The 21,760-nt window shown below is 65.9% G+C and carries 18 protein-coding genes; 14 read left to right on the forward strand and 4 right to left on the reverse strand.

Going from position 1 to position 21,760, the window contains the following annotated elements; genetic code table 11:
* Positions 1 to 48 precede the first annotated feature (48 nt).
* From NFI08_RS04695 to ahpF, 13 genes are all read left to right on the forward strand, one after another.
* The gene (locus NFI08_RS04695) at positions 49 to 1,809 is read left to right on the forward strand and encodes a methyl-accepting chemotaxis protein (RefSeq protein ID WP_349587611.1); all 1,761 of its coding nucleotides are present in this window, start codon (positions 49 to 51) and stop codon (positions 1,807 to 1,809) included.
* Between the two features lie 92 nt (positions 1,810 to 1,901).
* Entirely contained in the window at positions 1,902 to 4,049 is a 2,148-nt protein-coding gene (locus tag NFI08_RS04700) for a methyl-accepting chemotaxis protein (RefSeq protein ID WP_124804592.1), read from the forward strand.
* Complete coding sequence (locus NFI08_RS04705; protein WP_124804591.1) at positions 4,046 to 4,918, forward strand: CheR family methyltransferase; 873 nt, start codon at positions 4,046 to 4,048, stop codon at positions 4,916 to 4,918. The genes NFI08_RS04700 and NFI08_RS04705 overlap by 4 nt, the downstream gene beginning before the upstream one ends.
* Before the next feature lie 69 nt (positions 4,919 to 4,987).
* Positions 4,988 to 6,046 carry a protein-glutamate methylesterase/protein-glutamine glutaminase gene (locus tag NFI08_RS04710; RefSeq protein ID WP_045992355.1) on the forward strand — a complete coding sequence of 353 codons (1,059 nt, stop codon included), beginning with the start codon at positions 4,988 to 4,990 and terminating at the stop codon, positions 6,044 to 6,046.
* Between the two features lie 41 nt (positions 6,047 to 6,087).
* Positions 6,088 to 7,806: a methyl-accepting chemotaxis protein gene (locus NFI08_RS04715; protein ID WP_240184208.1), complete on the forward strand. Its 1,719-nt coding sequence runs from the start codon at positions 6,088 to 6,090 to the stop codon at positions 7,804 to 7,806.
* 39 nt (positions 7,807 to 7,845) lie between these two features.
* The gene (gene cheY, locus NFI08_RS04720; protein ID WP_045992353.1) at positions 7,846 to 8,235 is read left to right on the forward strand and encodes a chemotaxis response regulator CheY; all 390 of its coding nucleotides are present in this window, start codon (positions 7,846 to 7,848) and stop codon (positions 8,233 to 8,235) included.
* Between the two features lie 26 nt (positions 8,236 to 8,261).
* Entirely contained in the window at positions 8,262 to 8,924 is a 663-nt protein-coding gene (gene cheZ / locus NFI08_RS04725) for a protein phosphatase CheZ (protein WP_108132025.1), read from the forward strand.
* A 161-nt stretch (positions 8,925 to 9,085) separates the two neighbouring features.
* The gene (gene flhB / locus NFI08_RS04730) at positions 9,086 to 10,264 is read left to right on the forward strand and encodes a flagellar biosynthesis protein FlhB (RefSeq protein ID WP_108132024.1); all 1,179 of its coding nucleotides are present in this window, start codon (positions 9,086 to 9,088) and stop codon (positions 10,262 to 10,264) included.
* A gap of 49 nt (positions 10,265 to 10,313) precedes the next feature.
* Complete coding sequence (gene flhA / locus NFI08_RS04735) at positions 10,314 to 12,395, forward strand: flagellar biosynthesis protein FlhA (RefSeq protein ID WP_349587619.1); 2,082 nt, start codon at positions 10,314 to 10,316, stop codon at positions 12,393 to 12,395.
* A 2-nt stretch (positions 12,396 to 12,397) separates the two neighbouring features.
* Positions 12,398 to 12,832: a flagellar protein FlhE gene (locus NFI08_RS04740; protein WP_349587621.1), complete on the forward strand. Its 435-nt coding sequence runs from the start codon at positions 12,398 to 12,400 to the stop codon at positions 12,830 to 12,832.
* A 22-nt stretch (positions 12,833 to 12,854) separates the two neighbouring features.
* On the forward strand, positions 12,855 to 13,556 hold the full coding sequence (locus NFI08_RS04745) for an RNA polymerase sigma factor FliA (RefSeq protein ID WP_349587624.1): 702 nt from the start codon (positions 12,855 to 12,857) through the stop codon (positions 13,554 to 13,556).
* A 196-nt stretch (positions 13,557 to 13,752) separates the two neighbouring features.
* Complete coding sequence (gene ahpC, locus NFI08_RS04750; RefSeq protein ID WP_045992348.1) at positions 13,753 to 14,316, forward strand: alkyl hydroperoxide reductase subunit C; 564 nt, start codon at positions 13,753 to 13,755, stop codon at positions 14,314 to 14,316.
* A 329-nt stretch (positions 14,317 to 14,645) separates the two neighbouring features.
* On the forward strand, positions 14,646 to 16,202 hold the full coding sequence (ahpF, locus tag NFI08_RS04755) for an alkyl hydroperoxide reductase subunit F (protein ID WP_349587627.1): 1,557 nt from the start codon (positions 14,646 to 14,648) through the stop codon (positions 16,200 to 16,202).
* A 382-nt stretch (positions 16,203 to 16,584) separates the two neighbouring features.
* Here the strand turns inward: ahpF and NFI08_RS04760 are convergent, their stop codons facing one another.
* Genes NFI08_RS04760 through dctP form a run of 4 tightly spaced genes read right to left on the reverse strand, consistent with a single transcriptional unit; the run spans position 16,585 to position 20,118 of the window.
* Entirely contained in the window at positions 16,585 to 17,256 is a 672-nt protein-coding gene (locus tag NFI08_RS04760; RefSeq protein WP_349587630.1) for an RraA family protein, read from the reverse strand.
* Between the two features lie 11 nt (positions 17,257 to 17,267).
* A complete protein-coding gene (locus tag NFI08_RS04765; RefSeq protein ID WP_349587633.1) occupies positions 17,268 to 18,572 on the reverse strand; it encodes a TRAP transporter large permease in 1,305 nt (434 codons plus the stop codon).
* Positions 18,573 to 18,575: 3 nt separating this feature from the next.
* Entirely contained in the window at positions 18,576 to 19,091 is a 516-nt protein-coding gene (locus NFI08_RS04770; protein ID WP_349587636.1) for a TRAP transporter small permease, read from the reverse strand.
* 13 nt (positions 19,092 to 19,104) lie between these two features.
* Positions 19,105 to 20,118 carry a TRAP transporter substrate-binding protein DctP gene (gene dctP, locus NFI08_RS04775; protein WP_349587639.1) on the reverse strand — a complete coding sequence of 338 codons (1,014 nt, stop codon included), beginning with the start codon at positions 20,116 to 20,118 and terminating at the stop codon, positions 19,105 to 19,107.
* Between the two features lie 638 nt (positions 20,119 to 20,756).
* Here dctP and NFI08_RS04780 point away from each other — a divergent pair.
* Positions 20,757 to 21,752 carry a LysR family transcriptional regulator gene (locus tag NFI08_RS04780; protein WP_349587642.1) on the forward strand — a complete coding sequence of 332 codons (996 nt, stop codon included), beginning with the start codon at positions 20,757 to 20,759 and terminating at the stop codon, positions 21,750 to 21,752.
* The last annotated feature ends 8 nt before the right edge of the window (positions 21,753 to 21,760 follow it).

A 21,760-nucleotide genomic window follows, 5' to 3' on the forward strand; every position in this document is an offset into this window, starting at 1 on the left:
CTATCCGGTCCCTGGACCCTTGAAACGACGCCCGTACAGGAAAGGCACGTGAAGCGACTCAATGACATGACGGTAAGGCTGAGCTGGACGCTGGTACTGGGCACCTTCGCCCTGCTGGTGGCGCTGCTCAGCGCCCTCGGCCTCTATATCACCTCGCTCAGCGAAGACTCGATCCAGCGCCTGAACGAGGTCAACGTCGACCAGCAATCCGCCCTCAACCGGGCCAACTCTCAGCAACTGTTCCTGCAGCTCGAACTGCGCGACATCCAGGCCGGACTGCTCGACGCGGTGTGGCCCGAGGAGCGCGAACCGCTGATCGAGGCGGCGGCTGCCCTCGACGACGACCTGGCCACCCTGGAGGCCACCTTCGCCGAGTTCATGGCGCTGCCGAGCCGCCCCGAACAGGCCGAGCGCATCGCCGCGGTGGAAGCGGCCTTCCGCGCCCTGATCGACCAGGGGCTGATCCCGCAGCGGGCGGCGCTGGCAGAGGGCGACACCGACGCCTTCACCCAGAATCGTGAAGGCCTGATCGCGCTCAGCGACGCCTTCTACCAGGCAGCCGTGGACTTCTTCGTCGCCGCCGAGAGCAACGGCGCCGCGCTCTACGACACCTTCCTCGAGAACATGGGGCTGCTGCAGTGGGCCATCGTCGCCGTGCTGATCGTCGCCGCCCTGACCATCGGTTGCGTGCTGTGGGGTGTCACGGTCAACGTGATTCGTCCGCTGGGGCGGCTGGTCGGCTACTTCGAGGCGGTGGAGTCCGGTCGCCTGGACCAGCAGATTCCCGAGCGCGGCAACAACGAGATCGGCCGTCTCTACGCCTCCCTGGCCAAGATGCAGGCGGGGCTGGCCGGCACCGTGGGCGCGGTACGCGACAGCGGCAACCTGATCTACCAGGGCGCCCAGCATATCGCCGGCGGCAACAACGACCTGTCCGCGCGCACCGAACAGCAGGCCGCCTCGCTGGAGGAGACCGCCTCGAGCATGGAGGAGCTGTCCTCCACCGTCAGCCAGAACGCCGACAACGCCCGCCAGGCCAGCCAACTGGCCAACGAAGCGAGCAGCGCCGCAGGCCGCGGCGGTGAGGTGATGCAAAGCGTGGTCACCACCATGCACGACATTCGCTCGGGCTCTCATCGGGTCGCCGACATCGTCGGCACCATCGACGCCATCGCCTTCCAGACCAACATCCTGGCGCTGAACGCCTCGGTGGAGGCGGCGCGTGCCGGCGAGCACGGCCGCGGCTTTGCGGTGGTCGCCGAGGAAGTGCGCAAGCTGGCCAGCCGCTCGTCGGAGGCGGCCCGCGAGATTCGCGAGCTGATCGACGCCTCGCTGAATCAGGTCGGCTCGGGCACCGAACTGGTGGATGAGGCCGGCCAGGTGATGCAGGAACTGGTCACCTCAGTCGCTCGCGTCAGCGACATCATGGACGAGATCGCCTCGGCCACCAGCGAGCAGAGCCACGGCATCGGCCAGGTCAACGACGCCATCAACCAGATGGAACAGGTGACCCAGCAGAACGCCCAGATGGTGCAGCAGGCCGCCTCGGCCTCCAACCAGCTCGAGGCCGAGGCCAGCCGTCTGGCCGCCACCATGAGCCGCTTCCAGCTGGCCGACAGCGGGGCCGATGCCGACCACAGCCAGGACGAACTGGCCCGCTGGATGCCGGCACTGCGATCGAGCCAGCGCGACGCCGAGGCCAGCCGCCACGCCGGGCAAAGACCCGGAGCCGGCCAGACCAACAGCAACACCAGTACCAGCACCAGCCAGCACGACAGCAGCAGCGACGACGAGTGGGAGTCGTTCTGACGACCTCACTCCGGGCTGCCCGGGGTCGCCCCTAACGACCCCGGGCAGCGCCCGCGACAACCACACAAGAAAACGACCATGCAGGGGGCAAGATGCGAAACAATCAACCGACCACCCAGCGGGAATTCGTGCTCGACGACGATCATTTCCTGATCTCCCGCACCGACCTCCAGGGCCGGATCACCTACGCCAACCCGGCCTTCGTCGAGGTCAGCGGCTTTGCCCGCGACGAACTGATCGGCGAACACCATAACGTGGTGCGCCACCCCGAGATGCCGCCGGCCGCCTTCGCCGACCTGTGGAAGTGCCTGCAGGCCGGCAGGACCTGGCAGGGGCTGGTCAAGAACCGCCGCAAGAACGGCGACTACTACTGGGTCAGGGCCAGCGTCTCGCCGCTGGAAGAAGGCGGCGAGGTGGTCGGCTACGCCTCGGTGCGGGTCAAGGCATCTAGCGACGAGATCGCCCTGGCCGAGCGCGCCTACGCCGACTACCGCGCCGGCAAGCGCCGCCCCCGCTACGCCCTGCGCCAGGGCCAGCTGCGCCGGCGCGGGCTTTTCGGTGCCCTGGGACGACTGAACCTCAAGAGCATGAAGGCGCGTCTGATCGGGCTGATCGGGGTGGCGGCGGTGCTGCTGGCGGCCAGCGGTGCGATCGGGCTCTACGCCGAGCGTCAGTCGGTGGGCTATTTGGCGTCCATCCACCAGGACGGCCTGCAGGACGTGGCCAGCCTGCAGCGCATGGATCAACTGATCACCCAGGGGTATTCGTCGCTGGTGGGCAAGGAGCGCATGGCGCTGATGGACAAGCGTGAGGAGCACGCCGCCGAGCTTTCGGTGATCCAGCAGAGCCTCGGCGGACTGTGGGAGCGCTATCGCGAGCGCGAGGTCAACCAGACCGCCCTGGCCGACATCTTCGAGCGCCAGCTCAATGAGTACCTGGAGAACTCCCTGGGCAAGTCGATCGAGATCCTCACGGGTGAAGACAGCTACGAGGTGTTCGTCGCCCTGCCCAACCACATCGGTGTGGTAGAGGCCGAGGGCAAGGCGCTGTCCGACCGGGTCACCACTTTGATCCAGGACAAGCAGGCCGCCGCCAACGCCCTGGCGGCAAAAGCCAGCCAGATGCAGCAGACCATGCTGATGGTGCTGGCCGGGGTGCTCGGTGCGGGCCTTTTGCTGCTGGTGCTGATCGGTGGCCTGACCCTGCGTGCCATGCTCAAGCCGCTGCGCGAAGTGGAGCGTTTCAGCCTGCAGATCGCCTCAGGCAACCTGGGCGCCGAAGTGCCCAGCGCCCGGCGCGACGAGATGGGCCGCGTGATCGCCGGCCTCGACGTGATGCGCAAGAGCCTCGGCAGCATCATCGGCGACGTCAACAAGGCCATCGGCCAGGTCACCCCGGCGGTAGCCGATATCGCCAGGGGCAACGAGGACCTGTCGGCGCGTACCGAGCAGCAGGCGTCGTCGCTGCAGCAGACCGCCGCCAGCATGGAAGAGATGACTACCACCGTCGCCCACAACAGCGACAACGCGCGTCAGGCCAGTGGTCTTGCCTCGGACAACGCCGAGCGCACCCAGGCCACCAGCGAGCTGATGCAGCGCCTGGTGGGCAACATGGGCGAGATTACCGAGGGCTCGCGCAAGATGGCGGAGATCATCTCCACCATCGATGCCATCGCCTTCCAGACCAATATCCTGGCGCTGAATGCCTCGGTGGAAGCCGCCCGGGCCGGCGAGCAGGGTCGTGGCTTTGCGGTGGTGGCCGGCGAGGTGCGCAAGCTGGCCGGCCGCAGCGCCGACGCCGCCAGCGAGATCCGTGGGCTGATCGACGACGCCAACCAGCGGGTCGACGGCGGGGCCGAACTGGTGCGCCAGGCCGAGGCATCCATGACCGAGGTCATGGAAGCCACCACCCGGGTCAATGACATCATGGCGGAAATTACCGCCGCCTCCAACGAGCAGAGCAACGGCATCGTCCAGATCAACCAGGCGGTGACCGAGATGGACCAGGTGACACAGCAGAATGCCGCCCGTGTCCAGACCTCCGCCGCCGCCGCCTACCAGCTGCGTGCCCACAGCGAGGCACTGGCCTTCGCCATTCGCGCCTTCCGCCTGAAGGGCTCGGCCCAGGAAACGGTGAGCGAGAAGCGCGAGCGTCAGGAACCACGGACCGACGACAGTGCGCCGCGACGCGAGCCGGCGCCCGCCGCCCAGACACACCATGAGGAGTGGGAAGCCTTTTGAACGAGCCCCTGGCACCACCAGGCAGCTGGAGCACGAGCGAGGGGATCCCCTCGCTCGAGCGTGACCTGCTGCTGACCGAGCGCGACTTCAGCCGCATTCGTCAGCTGATCCATGAGCGGGCCGGCATCGTGCTGGCCGAGCACAAGCGCGAGATGGTCTACAGCCGTCTGGCCAAACGCCTGCGCCATCATGGTCTGACCCGCTTCAGCGACTATCTGGAAAGACTCGAACGACGTCCGGATGCCAGGGAATGGGAGGCGTTCACCAATGCCTTGACCACCAATCTGACGGCCTTCTTCCGTGAGGCCCACCATTTTCCGCTGCTGGCCGAGCACGCCAGTGGTCGTACCGGCGGTTACCGAGTGTGGTGTGCCGCCGCCTCCACCGGCGAGGAGCCCTACTCCATCGCCATGACGTTGAGCGATGTCTTCAGCGGCAATACCAGCAAGTTCGAGGTCATCGCCACCGATATCGATACCGACGCCCTGGCCCGGGCCCGCGCCGGGGTCTACAGCATCGAGCAGCTCTCGCGGCTGGATGAGGGCCTCAAGCGGCGCCACTTCCTGCGTGGCAAGGGCCGCCACGAGGGCATGGCGCGGATTCATCCCGACGTCAGCCAACGTGTTGCGTTCCAGTCGCTCAACCTGCTCGCCCCGAGCTGGGGCATGGAAGGCAAGTTTGACGCGATCTTCTGTCGAAACGTGATGATCTACTTCGACAAGCCGACCCAGACGCGGATCCTCGAACGCTTCGCACCGCTGCTCAAGCCCGACGGCCTGCTGTTCGCCGGCCATTCGGAGAACTTCTCCCAGATCAGCGACGCCTTCCGTCTGCGTGGCCAGACCGTCTATCGACTGGCCGGACGCTGAACGACGCCTAAAGATCCCTCCCCGGCAGCCGATAACACAGATACTGGCCCATCCCCCTAGGAGAGCTGCTTGAGCGCCCCCAAGATCAAGGTGTTGTGCGTCGATGACTCGGCCCTGATTCGCAACCTGTTGAAGGAAATCATCCAGTCCCAGGCGGACATGGAGGTCGTGGCGGTGGCGCCCGATCCGCTGGTGGCGCGGGATCTGATCAAGCGCCACAACCCGGACGTGCTGACCCTGGACGTGGAAATGCCGCGCATGGATGGCCTCGACTTTCTCGAGCGGTTGATGCGGCTGCGCCCGATGCCGGTACTGATGGTGTCGTCGCTGACCCAGGCCGGCTCCGACATCACCCTGCGCGCACTGGAGCTGGGTGCGGTGGACTTTGTCGCCAAGCCGACCCTGGGCATCCGCGACGGCATGCTCGACTACGCCAATGACATCGCCGCCAAGATCCGCGCCGCGGCACGCTCGCGCCCCCGCCAGACGCGCCCGAACCAGGAGCCGCCCAGGCGCCTGTCGGCACCCATCATCGGCAGCGAGAAGCTGGTCGCCATCGGCGCCTCCACCGGCGGTACCGAGGCCATCCGCCAGGTGCTCGAGCCGCTGCCGGCGGCGAGCCCCGCCATCATCATCACCCAGCATATGCCCGGCGGCTTTACCCGCTCCTTCGCCGAGCGCCTGGACCGGCTGTGCCAGATCTCAGTCAAGGAGGCCAGCGACGGTGAGCGCCTGCTGCCCGGCCACGCCTACATCGCCCCGGGTGACATGCACCTGGAGCTGGCCCGCAGTGGCGCCAACTACATCGCCCGACTGCACGACGGGCCGCCGGTCAATCGCCACCGCCCCTCGGTGGACGTGATGTTCGACTCGGTGGCACGCCTGGCGGGCGCCAACGCGGTGGGCGTACTGCTCACCGGCATGGGCAAGGACGGAGCCGCCGGCCTTGTGAAGATGCGCCAGGCCGGCGCTTCCACCCTGGCCCAGGACGAAGCCAGCTGCGTGGTGTTCGGCATGCCGCGGGAAGCCATCGCCCTGGGAGGGGCGGACGAAACCGTCGCCTTGCCTGAAGTGGCGCCGAGGATTCTCGCGCTGGTCGCCGCCGCTGGCCGTGCCCAGCGCGTCTGATGGTCGCCCAGGGAAGGGCGTATTCGCTCAAGGAGTTCACCGTGTCACTACTACGCAATATTCGCCTGCACACCCTGATGATCGTGATGCTGGCCAGTCTGCTGGTCGCCTCGGTCATCGGCCTGGGGATCGGCATGCTGAGCAGTCACAAGGCTGCCGACACCCTGTCGCTGCTCAACCGCATCAACGTCGAGCAGCTCAACGCGGTCAATCGCGGTGACGCCCTGCTCAACGAGGCACTGCTGGAGATCGAGGTCGCCGCCACCAGCCAGCAACTGGATCGGCTGGACAAGGCCCAGGAGCTGATCGTCAGTGCCGAGTCCCACTTCGACCGTTTCGCCGCCGTCCCCCGCACCCCCCAGGGCGAGGCCGTCGGCGGGCGCATCGAGGACCGCTACCCGGTGGTCATGGACGGCGCCGTCAAGCTGATCGAGGCACTGCGCGATGGCGACAGCGAAGGCTTCGAGGCCGGTAGCCTGGCGCTTGCCCCCGAACTTGCCGAGCTCAACCAGGCACTCGATGCGTTCAGCAGCTACGCCGACGCCCGCGGCAACACCATCGTCAGCGACTTCGAACGTCAGTCACGCCTTGACCGCGGGCTGGAGCTGGCGGCCCTGGCGATGATCCTGCTGGCCATCGCCGGCGCCTACCTGCTGTTGAAAAGCCTGGTGATCAAGCCGCTGGCACGGGCGGTGGAGAGCCTGGACGCCATCGCCCACGCCGACCTGTCGCGACCGATCCAGGTGCGGGGCGACAACGAGATCAGCCAGCTATTTCGCGCCATGCAGGAAATGCAGCACAAGCTTGGCCAGACCGTCAGCGAGGTTCGCCGGGGCGGCACACGCATGGCCAGCGGCAGCCACGAGATCGCCTCGGGCAATGTCGATCTGGCGACCCGCACCGAACAGCAGGCGGCCTCCATCGAACAGACCGCCGCCAGCATGGAGCAGCTCACCACCACGGTGTCCCAGAACGCCGACAACGCCGGCCAGGCACGCCATTTGGCAAGCCAGGCTTCAACCACCGCCGAGCAGGGTGGCCAGGTGGTCAGCCAGGTGGTGGAGACCATGGAAACCATCAGCCAGGACTCGCGCCAGATCAGCGAGATCACCGGGATGATCGACGCCATCGCCTTTCAGACCAACATCCTGGCGCTCAACGCCTCGGTGGAGGCGGCACGGGCCGGCGAACAGGGCCGCGGCTTCGCGGTGGTCGCCGGCGAGGTCCGCAGCCTGGCCAGTCGCAGCGCCGAGGCCGCCGGTCGCATCAAGTCGTTGATCGAGACCTCCACCAGCCGCGTCGACGGTGGTACCCGACTCGCCCGCCAGGCCGGCGAGACCATGGCAGAGGTGGTCAGCTCGGTGCGCCGGGTGCTCGACATCGTCGACGAGATCGCCGTGGCCTCCCGCGAGCAGAGCGACGGCATCGGACAGATCGGCCAGGCGGTAGTACAGATGGACCAGACCACCCAGCAGAACGCCTCGCTAGTGCAGCAGGTGTCACGCGCCGCCGAAGACCTGGCACTGCAGGCGCGCCAGCTGGCCGCCGAGGTGGAGGTGTTCCGCCTGCCAGCAGGGCTCGAGACAGATAGCCCCGTGGCGCTGGCAAGCGCGCCGGGGCAGTCGCTGACCGCGAGCACCGGCAGCGTCCCTGACGACCTCGATGACGATGGCCGCAGCACAGACAGCAGCGATGGTCGCCGCGAGCCCGAGGCCCGCGCGAGCCAGCGACACGACGAAACCGAATGGGAGGCCTTCTAGGCCTCCCCCAAGCGATAACGACGACGAGGACCCGTATCAATGGCCGACAAGAACATGCGCATCCTGGTGGTGGACGACTTTCCCACCATGCGCCGCATCGTGCGCAGCCTGCTCAAGGAGCTGGGCTTCACCAATGTGGAAGAGGCCGAGGACGGCCAGGACGGCCTGGCAAAACTGCGTGAAGGCGGTTTCGACTTCGTGGTCTCCGACTGGAACATGCCCAACCTGGACGGCCTGGAGATGCTCAAGGCCATCCGTGGCGACGATGCCCTGAAGTCACTGCCGGTCCTGATGGTGACCGCCGAGGCCAAGAAGGAAAACATCATCGCCGCGGCGCAAGCCGGCGCCAACGGTTACGTGGTCAAGCCGTTCACCGCCGCCACCCTCGAAGAAAAACTCAACAAGATCTTCGAAAAGCTCGGTATGTGACGCCCTGGCGCCACGAGGAGACAACGATGACACAACAGCAGATCGCCAGCGCCGCCCCCGGGCCCAACGCCCAGGGCGACGACCTGGTCCAGCGCATCGGCCAACTGACCCGCATGCTGCGTGAAAGCATGCGCGAGCTGGGCCTGGACAAGGAGATCGAAAAGGCCGCAGAGGCCATCCCCGACGCCCGTGACCGCCTTAGCTACGTTGCCACCATGACCGAACAGGCGGCAGAACGCTCGCTCAACGCCATCGACCGCGCCCAGCCGCTGCAGGATAGTCTGAGCGAACACGCCAAGGCGCTGGACGATCGCTGGCAGCAGTGGTTCGACGCCCCCAAGGAGCTCGACGAGGCCCGCGACCTGGTCAGCGACACCCGTGCCTACCTGACGATGGTGCCGGAGAACACCCAGGCCACCCAGAAGGAGCTGCTGGAGATCCTGATGGCCCAGGACTTCCAGGATCTGACCGGCCAGGTGATCAAGCGCATGATGGACGTCATCCGCGAGATCGAGGACCAGCTGGTGCAGGTGCTGATCGACAGCGTGCCCGAGAGCGAAGCCCGTGAAAGCCTGCGCCGGCGCAACGAGGATTCGTTGCTCAACGGCCCCCAGGTCAAGCCTGAGAGCAGCGACGTGGTGGCGAGCCAGGACCAGGTCGACGACCTGCTCGACGAACTGGGTTTCTAGCCGCCTCGCCGAGGGCCGCGCGCCTACCATCCCTTCCCGGGATCAGACAGGGCTTCCCCCATCAGGGGGTAAGCCCTCTTTCTCGTCACCTTTTCGGGCCTTTGAACTGGCCTGCCCAAGGGACAATGGGCCATACCAGAACTTGTGCCCGTTGATCCCCCATGGCCGACAGCTCCAGCGATCAGGAAAAGACCGAAGAGGCCACCCCGCGACGCCTTGAGAAGGCGCGCGAGGAAGGCCAGGTAGCGCGTTCGCGGGAACTCGCCACTTTCATGCTGCTGCTCGGCGGCGTGGTCGGGCTGTGGTCCATGGGTGCCATGCTCTACGGCCAGCTGGGCAGCGTGATGGAGCAGGCCTTCCTGTTCGAGCGCCGCGAGGCCATGGAGACCATGCCGATGCTGTCCCAGGCGCTGGACCTGGGCAGTCGCACCCTGCTTAGCCTGATTCCGCTGTTTCTGCTGCTGACCCTGATCGCGCTGGTGGCGCCGGCGCTGCTCGGCGGCTGGCTGGTATCGGCCAAGGCACTCAAGCCCCAGGCGTCGAAGCTGAACCCGGTCAAGGGCCTCAAGCGCATGTTCTCCACCCACGCCCTGGCGGAGCTGGGCAAGGCCATCGCCAAGTCGGTGCTGGTGGGCGGTGTCGGCCTGGGCTTCGTCTACCTGCATCGGGGCGAGGCGCTGAGCCTGATGGAATTGCCCATCGCCGCGGCGCTGGCGGCATCGATGAAGCTGGCCGCCGAGGCCAGCGCGCTGATGGTGCTGACCCTGGTGGTGGTGATCCTGATCGATGTGCCCTACCAGCTATGGAGCCACGCCAAGAAGCTGCGCATGAGCAAGGAAGAGATCAAGCAGGAGCACAAGGAGTCCGAGGGCGACCCCCAGGTCAAGGGCCGCATCCGCCAGCAGCAGCAGGCCATGGCCCGAGGCCGCATGATGAGCCAGGTGCCCGACGCCGACGTGGTGGTCACCAACCCCACCCACTACGCGGTGGCGCTGAGCTACCGCGAAGGCAGCATGGGCGCACCACGGGTCGTCGCCAAGGGCGCCGACGCGGTGGCCGCGCGCATCCGCGAGCTGGCCGGTGAGGCCGGCGTGCCACTGCTCGAGGCGCCGCCCCTGGCGCGCACCCTGTACCGCCACGTGGACCTGGATCGCGAGATTCCCATGGAGCTCTACACCGCGGTGGCCGAGGTGCTGGCCTGGGCCTTCGGCCTCAAACGCGCCGCCAGCGAAGGCGAGACACCGCCGCCCGCCCCAGAATCCATCCAGGTGCCCGCCGAGCTGGCCGTGGCCGCCTCCACGCCAGAGCGCAATGTGACAGCAGACGAGAGACAACCATGACCCCAGCGCCTGACCACAGCGCCATCGCCAGCCCGGCGGGAGACCACGGATGAAGCCGTTGTCCCAGTACCTGACCCGCCGCGACTGGATGGCCGAGATCCCGATGAAGGTGCTGGCCGGCCCGCTGTTGATCATCATGATCCTGGCGATGATGATCCTGCCGCTGCCGCCCTTCGCCCTGGATCTGCTGTTTACCTTCAACATCGCCCTGGCGGTGATGGTGCTGCTGGTCAGCATGTTCACCGAAAAGCCGCTGGACTTCGCCGCCTTCCCTGCGGTGCTGCTGTTCACCACCCTTCTGCGGCTATCGCTCAACGTGGCCTCCACCCGGGTGGTGCTGATGAATGGCCACGAAGGCGGCGACGCCGCCGGCAAGGTCATCGAGGCCTTCGGCCAGTTTCTGGTCGGCGGCAACTTCGCGGTGGGTCTGGTGGTGTTTTTGATCCTGGTGATCATCAACTTCATGGTCATCACCAAGGGCGCCGGGCGCATCGCCGAAGTGGGCGCACGCTTCATGCTCGACGCCATGCCGGGCAAGCAGATGGCCATCGACGCCGACCTCAACGCCGGTCTTATCGGCGAGGAAGACGCCAAGCGGCGGCGCGCCGAGGTGGCCCAGGAGGCCGACTTCTACGGTTCCATGGACGGCGCCAGCAAGTTCGTGCGCGGCGACGCCATGGCCGGCCTGATCATCATGGTGGTCAACGTGCTGGGCGGGCTGATGATCGGCCTGATGCAGTACGACATGGCCTTCTCCGACGCCGCCCGCACCTACATCCTGCTGACCATCGGCGACGGACTGGTGGCCCAGATCCCGGCGCTGGTGATCTCCACCGCCGCCGGCGTCACGGTGTCCCGGGTCAACACCGACCAGGACGTCGGCCAGCAGATGATCAGCCAGCTGTTCGTCAATCCCAAGGTGCTGATCCTGGCGGCCGGGGTGATGGGCCTGCTGGGCCTGGTGCCGGGCATGCCCAACCTGGTGTTCCTGCTGTTTACCGTACTGCTTGCGACCCTGGCCTGGTGGCTGACCCGCCAGTCCGAGAAGCGCCTGGTCGAAGAGCAGGAAAGCGCCGCCCCGGCGCCCCCCCCGGAAGCCCCGGAGGCGAGCTGGGACGACGTCCAGCTGGTCGATACCCTGGGCCTGGAGGTCGGCCACCGGCTGATTCCGCTGGTCGACGCGCGCCAGCAGGGCGAACTGCTTGGCCGGATCAAGAGCGTGCGCAAGAAGTTCGCCCAGGAGGTCGGCTTCCTGCCACCGGTGGTGCATATCCGCGACAACCTGGAGCTGGAGGCCTCCACCTACCGGGTCACCCTGAAGGGCGCCGAGATCGGCCGCGCCGAGGCCTGGCCCGGGCGCTGGCTGGCCATCGACCCCGGCCAGGTGTCCGGCGAGCTGGACGGCACCCCGACCCAGGACCCGGCCTTCGGCCTGCCGGCGGTGTGGATCGACGCCAGCCAGCGCGAACGCGCCCAGGTCTACGGCTACACCGTGGTCGACGCCAGCACCGTAGTCGCCACCCACTTGAACCACCTGCTGCACCGCCACGCCTCCGAGATGCTGGGGCGCCAGGAGGTGCAGAAGCTGCTCGACAAGCTCAGCGCGGAGCAGAAGTCGCTGGTCGAGGAGGTGGTGCCCAAGGCGCTGTCGCTGACCGCCTTCACCCGGGTACTGCAGCAGTTGCTGGACGAGGACGTGTCGATCCGCGATCTGCGCACCATCCTCGATACCCTGGCCGAGCACGCGCCCCATCAGCAGGACCCCAGCGAGCTGACTGCCCTGGTGCGCATCGCGCTCGGCCGCGCCATCACCCAGCAGTGGTTCGCCGGACAGGAATCGCTCAACGTCATCGGCCTCGAGCCCCAGCTCGAACAGGTGCTGCACCAGGCCATGAACGGCAACGGCGCCCTGGAGCCGGGCCTGGCCCAGACCCTGATGGACCAGACCGAGGCGGCGCTGGGCCGCCACGAGGCCACCGGCGAGCCGCCGGTGCTGGTGGTCACCCCGAGCCTGCGCCCGGTACTGGCACGCTTCCTGCGCCGCCGTCTGCGCCACCTGGTGGTGATGTCCCAGGCCGAGATCCCCGACGACCGCATGCTGCGCGTCACCCATCAGGTCGGGGGAATGTGACCATGCTCCCAGCCTTGATCCTTGCCCGGAGAACCCAGTGTGCGCCGAGACGCCTGGCGACACTCGCCCTGCTGGCGCTGTGGCTGATCGCCGCCGGCGCCCAGGCCTTCCCCGGTGCCTGGACCGCCAACGCCCCGCGCATGACCGTCGCCTCGAGCCAGCTCGATCAGTCGTCGCGACCGCTGACGCCGCCCTCCGCCAGCGTCGAGGGCGTGATCGAGCGGGTGGTGTGGCGCTACCACGCAGCGCCTGGCGCCCGCCTGCAGGGTCGCCTGTGCCAGGGACAGCGCTGCCTGCGCCTGAAGGCCGCCCGCGGCAGCACCGAACACTTCGCCGGCCTCGACGCCGCCGGCTCCTTCGTCTTTCGTTTTCGTCTCCTGGATGGTGAATCGCCGCTCGTTGTCGACGGCATGAGCGTGATCGTCAACCACCGTTGAGGCTGTCCCAGAGGAAAGTGCCATGTACACCGCACAAGGCAGAATGGAGCATCAGTCCCAGCTCGAAGCCTACCTCCCCATGGTGCGTCGCCAGGCCCTGGCGCTGCAGGTCAAGCTGCCCGCCGGGGTCGACCTGGATGACCTGATCCAGGCCGGCATCGTCGGCCTGCTGGAGGCGCTGGGGCGCTTCGATGCAAGCCAGGGCGCCCAGTTCACGACCTTCGCCAGCCAGCGGGTGCGCGGCGCCATGCTCGACGAACTGCGCAGCCGCGACTGGCTGCCGCGCAGCGTACGCCGCCAGGCCCGGGCACTGGACGAGGCCACCCGCGAGCTGCAGCAGCGCCTCGGCCGCCCCCCGGAGGAACACGAGATCGCCGAGGCGCTGGACATGGACCTGGTCAGCTACCGACGCCTGTTGAGCGACGTCAACAACGGCCAGCTGATGCCCTTCGAGGAATTGCTCGCCGAAGGCAACGAGCATCGCTTCAGCGACCAGATCGGCATAGCGCCGCTGGCCGAACTGCTCGACGGCGAACGCCGCGAGGCGCTGGTCGCCGCCATCGCCGAGCTGCCCGAGCGAGAAAAACTGCTGATGGCGCTCTACTACCAGGAAGAGCTCAACCTCAAGGAGATCGGCGCCGTGCTGGGAGTCAGCGAGTCCCGGGTGTGCCAGATCCATAGCCAGGCGGTGAGCCGACTGCGCGCGCGATTAAGCGAGCACTAAGCCACCCCGACCACATAGCGATGAAAACGAAAAAAGAAAAGTGGCGGAAAAACGGTAGGTTAGAAAGAACGACCAGGCTGTCCCATAGCCATCTCTTATCAGGATTATCAGGCCATTCAATTTATCCAATTGCTCGTTTCTGCGTAAGGTGAGCCCTGTCTTCAGACAATACACCCATCGCTCAAAGGAGACGGGAATGTCCCTGATCAACACCGAAGTCAAGCCGTTCAAGGCCACCGCTTACCACAACGGCGAGTTCGTCGACGTCTCAAGCGACGACATGAAAGGCCAGTGGAGCATCGTCTTCTTCTACCCGGCCGACTTCACCTTCGTCTGCCCGACCGAGCTTGGTGACCTGGCGGACAACTACGAAGAATTCAAGAAGCTGGGCGTCGAGATCTACAGCGTCTCCACCGACACCCACTTCACCCACAAGGCCTGGCACGACAGCTCCGAGACCATCGGCAAGCTGCAGTTCCCGATGATCGCCGACCCGACCCTGACCATCTCGCGCAACTTCGAGGTGCTGATCGAGGAAGACGGCCTGGCCGAGCGTGGCACCTTCGTCATCGATCCCGAGGGCAAGATCCAGATCGTCGAGATCAACGCCGGCAACATCGGCCGCAACGCCGAAGAGCTGCTGCGCAAGGTCAAGGCTGCCCAGTACGTCGCCGCCCACCCCAACGAGGTGTGCCCGGCCAAGTGGAAGGAAGGCGAAGAGACCCTGGCGCCGTCCCTGGACCTCGTCGGCAAGATCTAAGCCTTGTCCGCAAGATCTGGCACTTGACCGAAAGTGTCTTGAGCAAGATGTGACTGCGCCAAGGCAGACTGACTCAGCCTTAGTGTCCCTTGTCGCAGTCACGGCGCCTCGCTAGAGGCGCCCGTCACCCCTGAGGTGACACCCTTTTCCCCACCGGGTCGTTCGTCTCGGTCGTCCTACCAGTCGCTTATGCGAGATCGGGCCCTTTTCAGGGATTGAGGGGCCCGGTGGGGATTCTGCGGCCCAATGATCGGCCAGTTCGCCGATACCGGCACTACGCCCCCGCCGCAGACCACCATTTTCCGATTTTTATCAGGATTGCCGCTGTCATGTTGGACGACTCTCTCAAGCAACAGCTGAAAGCCTATCTCGAACGTGTCACCCGCCCCTTCGAGCTTGTCGCCACCCTCGATGACGGCGACAAGTCCAGGGAACTCCACGGCCTGCTCAGCGACATCGCCGCGCTCAGCGACCACATCAGCCTGTCCACCGAAGGCACGGACCCACGCACGCCGTCGTTCGCCCTCTATCGTGATGGCGCCCCCACCGGGGTGGTGTTCGCCGGCATCCCCATGGGTCACGAGTTCACCTCGCTGGTGCTGGCACTTCTGCAGGTCGGCGGGCATCCGCCCAAGGCCAGCGACGAGGTGATCGAACAGATCCAGGCGCTGGACGCGGACATGCACTTCGAGACCTACTTCTCGCTGTCCTGCCAGAACTGCCCGGACGTGGTCCAGGCGCTGAACCTGATGGCCATCCTCAATCCGCGGATCTCCCACGACGCCATCGACGGCGCCCTGTTCCAGGACGAGGTCGAGGCCCGCGAGATCATGTCGGTGCCGAGTGTCTACCTCAACGGTGAGCCCTTCGACCAGGGCCGCATGACCCTCGAGCAGATCCTGGCCAAGGTCGACACCGGCGCCGAAAAGCGTGAAGCCGAGAAGATCAGCGCCAAGGAGTCCTTCGAGGTGCTGACCATCGGCGGCGGTCCCGCCGGCGCAGCCGCCTCCATCTATGCCGCGCGCAAGGGTATCCGCACCGGCGTCGCCGCCGAGCGCTTCGGCGGCCAGGTGCTCGACACCATGGCCATCGAGAACTTCATCTCGGTGCAGGAGACCGAAGGGCCCAAGCTTGCCACCGCGCTTGAAGAGCACGTCAAGCAGTACGACGTCGACATCATGAACCTGCAGCGTGCAGAAGCTCTGGTGCCGTCAAGCGAGCCGGGCGGCGAGCACGAGGTGCGCTTCGCCTCCGGCGCCAGCCTGCGCACCAAGACGCTGATCCTGGCCACCGGCGCCCGCTGGCGCGAGATGAACGTGCCCGGCGAGGCCGAGTACCGCAACCGCGGCGTAGCCTACTGCCCGCACTGCGACGGCCCGCTGTTCAAGGGCAAGCGCGTCGCGGTCATCGGCGGCGGCAACTCCGGCGTCGAGGCGGCCATCGACCTGGCCGGCATCGTCGCCCACGTGACCCTGTTCGAGTTCATGGACGAGCTGCGTGCCGACGCCGTGCTGCAGAAGAAGCTGCGCAGTCTGCCCAACGTCGAGATCATCTCCGGTGCCCGCACCACCGAGATCAACGGCGACGGCAACCGCGTCACCGGCCTGAGCTATGAAGAGCGCGCCAGCGGCGAGCTCAAGCAGGTCGAGCTGGAAGGTGTGTTCGTGCAGATCGGCCTGGTGCCCAACACCGAATGGCTCAAGGACTCGCCGATCGAGCTGTCCGAACGCGGCGAGATCGTCACCGACGCCCACGGCATGACCTCGGTCCCCGGCATCTTCGCCGCCGGCGACGTCACCACCGTGCCCTACAAGCAGATCGTCATCGCCGTGGGGGCAGGTGCCACCGCCGCCCTCGGCGCCTTCGACTACCTGATTCGTCAGTAAGGTCGAGCCCTCGACCACGACAAAGCCGCGTTCCCTGAAGACACCGTCTGGCTTCCCTGGCCGCGGTGTCCACGACCAGGAAGGTCGTGACTAGCCTGCCGCCCTTCGGGGCGGTTTTTTTTCGTCTATTGATCGCCGTCCACTAGTACGCCGTAGCATCACGATGGTGTGTCACGGCACCCTGCTTGACGACGGTCGACATCACTTCAGCGCATCTCCGACACAGGACACATGCCGCCGCCCTTCGGGGCGGTTTTTTTTTGGCCTGTTGGTCGTGCAGGAGAGACCAATGTCAGTTCGATGGTGTCAGTCGATGTTCGACCATGGCACTTGCGCGACCCGAATGTCAGCGGTAGACAGCTTGCCTACGGCGTCGGCTTCGCTAGTTCGACGGCGTCAGCCGGTTTTCGACCATGGCACTTGCTCCGCTGATGTCCGGAAGGCACTCGCCCTGGGCGAGTCGCTCGAGGATGCGTTCTTCCTGGCGCTGCAGTTCCAGGGTGTGGTCGATCACCGCGTCGACCTCCGAGGGCGGCAGCACCACCACTCCATTCTCGTCGGCCAGCACCACGTCACCAGCGGATACCACCACCCCACCGACGCTGACCGGCAGGTTCATGGCGCCGCCCTGGTCGGCGAGCTTGGTGGTCAGCGACGAGACACCGCGGCTCCACACCGGGAAGCGCTTTGCGCGCAGGGTTGCAAGGTCAGTGGCGGTGCCGTCGATGATCACCCCGGCCAGTCCCAGGCGCGAGCCGACTTCGGTCAGCACCCCGCCCCAGCAGGCGTGACGACGATCGCCCTGGCGATCGATCACCAGCACATCGCCGGGACGCAGAAGGCGCATGGCGTGGTTGAGCAGGGTGCCGTCTCTCGGCGGCAGCGACAGGGTCACGGCGACCCCGGCCACCCGCACCTCGTCGAGCTGGCAGCGGATCTCGGGGTCGATGAAGCCCTCTTCGCGGAAGTGGCCGATGGTGGCGGTCTCGCACTCGAGCAGGCGCTGATGGCGGGCGGGGTCCAGCGGGGCGGGCAGGTCGGCGATGGTGTACACAGCGTTTTTCCTTATATCAGGCTCGGCAGCCAGGTGATCAGTCCCGGCACCCAGTACAGCATCAGCATGCCGAACAGGAAGCACAGCACGATCGGCCAGGCGGCGGCGTAGATGGTCGGCATCGACACCGAGGGTGCCCCGCCCTTGACCGCGAACAGGTTGTAGCCGAACGGCGGGGTCAGGCTGCCCACCGCCAGGTTGATCAGAAACAGCGTCCAGAACCACACCGGATCGAAGCCGTAGGCCTTGACCAGCGGGGCGTAGATCGGAATGACCACCATCATGAAGGCGATCTGGTCGATGAACATGCAGGCGACCAGCGGGATCAGCATCAACAGCAGCAGCATCAGGCCGGTGTCCAGATCCATGGCGGTGGCGGCGGCCACCAGCCCGGAGGTGGCACCGGTAAAGGACAGAAGCTGACTGAACAGCTTGGAGCAGGCCAGGATGGTGATGATCATGGCGCTGATCGACAGCGACGACAGCAGCGCCTGGCCGGCCATCTTGAGGCTGAACTTGCGGTAGTAGAAGGCCACCAGAATGGCCCCGAGCACGCCGGTGGCGGCGGACTCAGACGGCGTCGCCACCCCCAGCATCATCAGCCCCAGCACCGAGAAGATGATGATCGAGAACGGCGCCATGTTGGCCAGCGCCCGACCGCGCTGGCGCCAGTTGCCACCCCCCGAGTCGTCCACCGCCGGTGCCCGCGACGGGTCCAGCATCATGCGCACCACCACGTAGGTCACGAACAACCCGGCCAGGAGCATGCCCGGAATGATGCCTGCGATCAAAAGGCGAGCGATGGAGACGTCGACCATGGAGCCGATGATGATCACCAGAAGGCTCGGCGGGATGATCGGTGCAAGGCCGGCGCCGCCGAGGATCAGGCCGATCGACAGGCGGTCGTCGTAGCCACGCTGCTGCATCGTCGGTAGCGCCGAGCGGCTGAGCATGGCGGTCACCGCCAGGGCCGAGCCGGACAGCGCGCCGAACAGCGTCGACAGGGCCACCACGAAGAAGTACAGGCGGCCCTTGATGCGTCCCATCAGGGTGTCGAGAGAGTCGAAGATGACGTCGATGGAGCCCGAGCGGAACAGCAGCTCGCCCATCAGCACGAACAGCGCGATGGTGGTCAGCGTCTCCGAGGTGACGGTGTCATAGACGCTGTTGGCAAACAGGCCGAAGCCGGCGCTGCCCATCAGCCAGAAGGTGCCGGCCACGTTGATCGCCAGAAAGGCCACGAACACCGGCACGCCGAGGGCGAACAGCCCCATCAGCAGGGCGACGGCCAGGCCCAGGGTGACATACCACTCCATCGTCTACGCCTCCTGCCGTGGACTTTCGCTGGGCCACTCGACGGTGGCGGGCAGCAGCGCGCGCCGCAGAAAGTGCAGCGCGGTATTGGAAAAGCCGTAGCCAATAAAGCTCGACACCCACACCTTGGGGATATCGAGCCCCATAGCGGTGGTGGTGCCGCTGGCCAACTGGCGAAGGCTCTCGCTGATCAGCATCCAGGCTGCCAGCGCACACACCGCCGCGGTCAGCAGCGAGGTGAAGCGCTCGAAGCCCTGTCGACGGGCGGCGGGCAGGCTGTCCTGCAGCACGCTGATGGCGATGTGCCCACGGGTCCGGGCGAGTTCCGGCATGGCCAGGCTGGCCGACAGGCACAGACAGTAGGCGACGATGGAGCTCGACCACAGGGTCGGGGCGTTGAAGAAGTAGCGGGCCACCACTTCGATCCAGAAACACACGACGATGCCACACAGGGTGGCACCGCCGAGGTAGAAGCCGAATCGCGTGAGGCCATCGTGCCAACGGGCAATGGTAGCCAGCATGGGAGCGATCCGATCAGGGGGTCATGTCGTTGCTTTCGGCGATCTCGCGCATCTTGGCCACCGCCTCCGGCGACTTGTCGAGGCCGAGCTGCCAGATGCCTTCGGTCACCAGTTCGTCGAGACGCTCGGCGTCTTCCGGGGCGAACTCGGTTTCGTGCATGCCGAGCTCCCGCAGGCGCGCCCATTCCTCGACCGCCAGTTCGTCGAGCACCCCGGCGATCTCGCTTTCCAGCGCCTCGCCCTGGGCCAGCAGCACCGACTGCTGCTGCTCGTCGAGGCCATTGAAGGTGTCGAGGTTCATCAGCAGGTAGGTATAGGTCTGGCCGAAGGTGGGCTTGGAGAAGTAGCCCGCCACCTCGTGCCAGCCAAGATCCTCGACGCCGTTGAGGCCCCAGGCAGCGCCGTCGATGACGTTACGATCCAGTGAGGAGTAGACGTCGCCGCTGGACATCAGCACCGGTGTGCCACCCAGGCCCTGGGTCACGTTGGTGTAGGTGGGGCTGCCGCGCAGACGACGTCCCTCGAGGCCCGGCGAGCCTTCGATGGGTTCCTTGAGCACGTACTGGAAACCGCTGGAGCCGAGCGGCGGAATCGCCAGCAGCTTCAGGCCCAGCTCGTTGTAGTGGCTGTCGATGAAGTCCCACAGGCCAGACTCGCGGGTCTTGGCAGGATCGACGAAGACCCCGTCCATGGCCGCACCGACACCGGTGGTGTTGGTGTGGTAGGCGCCGTGGGTGTAGAGCAGATCGAACACCCCCACCGAGACCGGCTGCAGCTGTTCGAACGGCGGCACCACGTCGGGGCCATTGAGGCTGATGGAGACCTCGCCGTCGCTGGCGCCCTGGACCTTGTCGATGTAGCGCTGGGCGACTTCACGGGTGTAGGCCGAGGTCAGGTCGTAGCTCGACAGCATGCGCAGATCGGTGGCCTGGGCTTCGGGTGACAGCGCCGACAGTGAAAGGGCAGACAGCGACAGCGCGGACACGGTCAGGATGGAGCGGGAGAGTCGGGACAGGGAGCGATTCATGGTCTTCCTCGCGTTTATGGTTGTTATCATCCGTGGCCGAGGCGGGATGCGTCCGGCAGAAGGATCTTCGATACCACTTCAATCTAGTCAGGCCGACACACCGGGGTCAATGGAAAGGCACCGATCGAGTTTTTCGATTTTTAATATGTAGAATTTACGGAACTTATACAACAAAATGAAAATATAAAAACCAGAAAAATAAAGAGCGCTATCTTGTGAAAAATCTCGTATTAAAGGGCTATTATCTCGAAGTGTTTTACGCAAAACATGATGAGACAAAACCCCAATAACTCCTGATAAACTATATAATACAATGACCTATATAAAACACCTTCTTTCGTATAGACGCCCGCCCAGCTCCATCGTCGTTATTGCCACAGGCGACAATTTCGACACCCTATCGGCCACCTTTCAGCAGAAGAACAACTCTTTCCAGCAAGAAGGGATCGGCTCGCCTGGCCGGTTACCCTCGACCAGGCCGAAGCTGGCAGGAGGTAACCCATGCCCGGCAACGGCCGACGGTGTATTCTCTGACAACAGCTTGGCCAACCATACACAGGCCAACATCAGGGCGACTTCGACGAGGACAGATCGTCCCCACGAGCACCTCTTGCTGACAGAAAAGAAAGGAGCCGGTGATGCGGCCGATTCACGACACCCTGGACTGGAACCTGCTTCGGACCTTTATCGTCATCGTGCAGGAAGAGAGCGTGAGCAAGGCGGCGGTGCGCCTGTACCTGTCTCAGCCGGCGGTGAGCCTGTCGCTGAAACGGCTGGAAGAACGGCTGGGCCAGAAGCTGATCGAGCGCGACAGTCATCGCTTTCGGGTGACCCAGGCGGGTCAGCTGGTGTACCGCGAGGCGGTGGATATCTACGCCAATGTGGCACGCCTGGCGGCCTCGGTGGGGGAATCGGACCCGGAGGTGGCCGGCCACGTCTCGCTGGCCTTTATCACCGGTATCCAGTGTCGCTTTCTCGATAGCGTGCTGGCGGCCTTCCATCGTCGCTATCCGCAGATCACCTTCGAGATCGAGGACATGTCGAGCCAGGAGGTGCAGCACGCCCTGTCACAGCGCCAGAGCGCGCTGGGTATCTGCCTGGCACAGAGCTGCCCGGACAACCTCGACAGCCAGGTGCTGGCGCGCCAGCGCTATCGGCTGTACTGCGGGCGCAGCCACCGCCTGTTCGGCCGCGACAGCCTGCCCATGGAAGAACTCAAGCAGGAGGCCTACGTGTCCTTCGGCAGCGAGCAGCTCGACGGGGTGCTGTCGCCGCTGGCGGTGTTCCGCGCCCAGCACGGCCTCAAGGGCCCGGTGGTGGGGCAGTCCAGTCGTCTGCAGGAGATCCAGCGCATGGTCATGGCGGGCTGGGGCATCGGCTGCCTGCCGGAGCACCTGGTGGCCCGGCAGGTGGCGGACGGCGAGCTGTGGCCGCTGCCGCCCTACGACGGCGTGGCCGGCATCGACCTGCACCTGATGTGGCACCGCGAAGGCCGCGCCAGCGTGGCGGAGACAACCTTTATCGAGTTCTTCCTCACCAGCATGGCCAAGGTGCCCATGGAGCACCGCCTGACCACCGGTATCGACGTGGCCGACGCCGCCCAGGCGCCCCTCGCCTTTGACGATATGCCCTGACGAACGAG

Origin of the sequence: Halomonas sp. EF61, from assembly GCF_040147045.1 — a bacterium.
Classification (GTDB): Bacteria; Pseudomonadota; Gammaproteobacteria; order Pseudomonadales; family Halomonadaceae; genus Halomonas; species Halomonas litopenaei.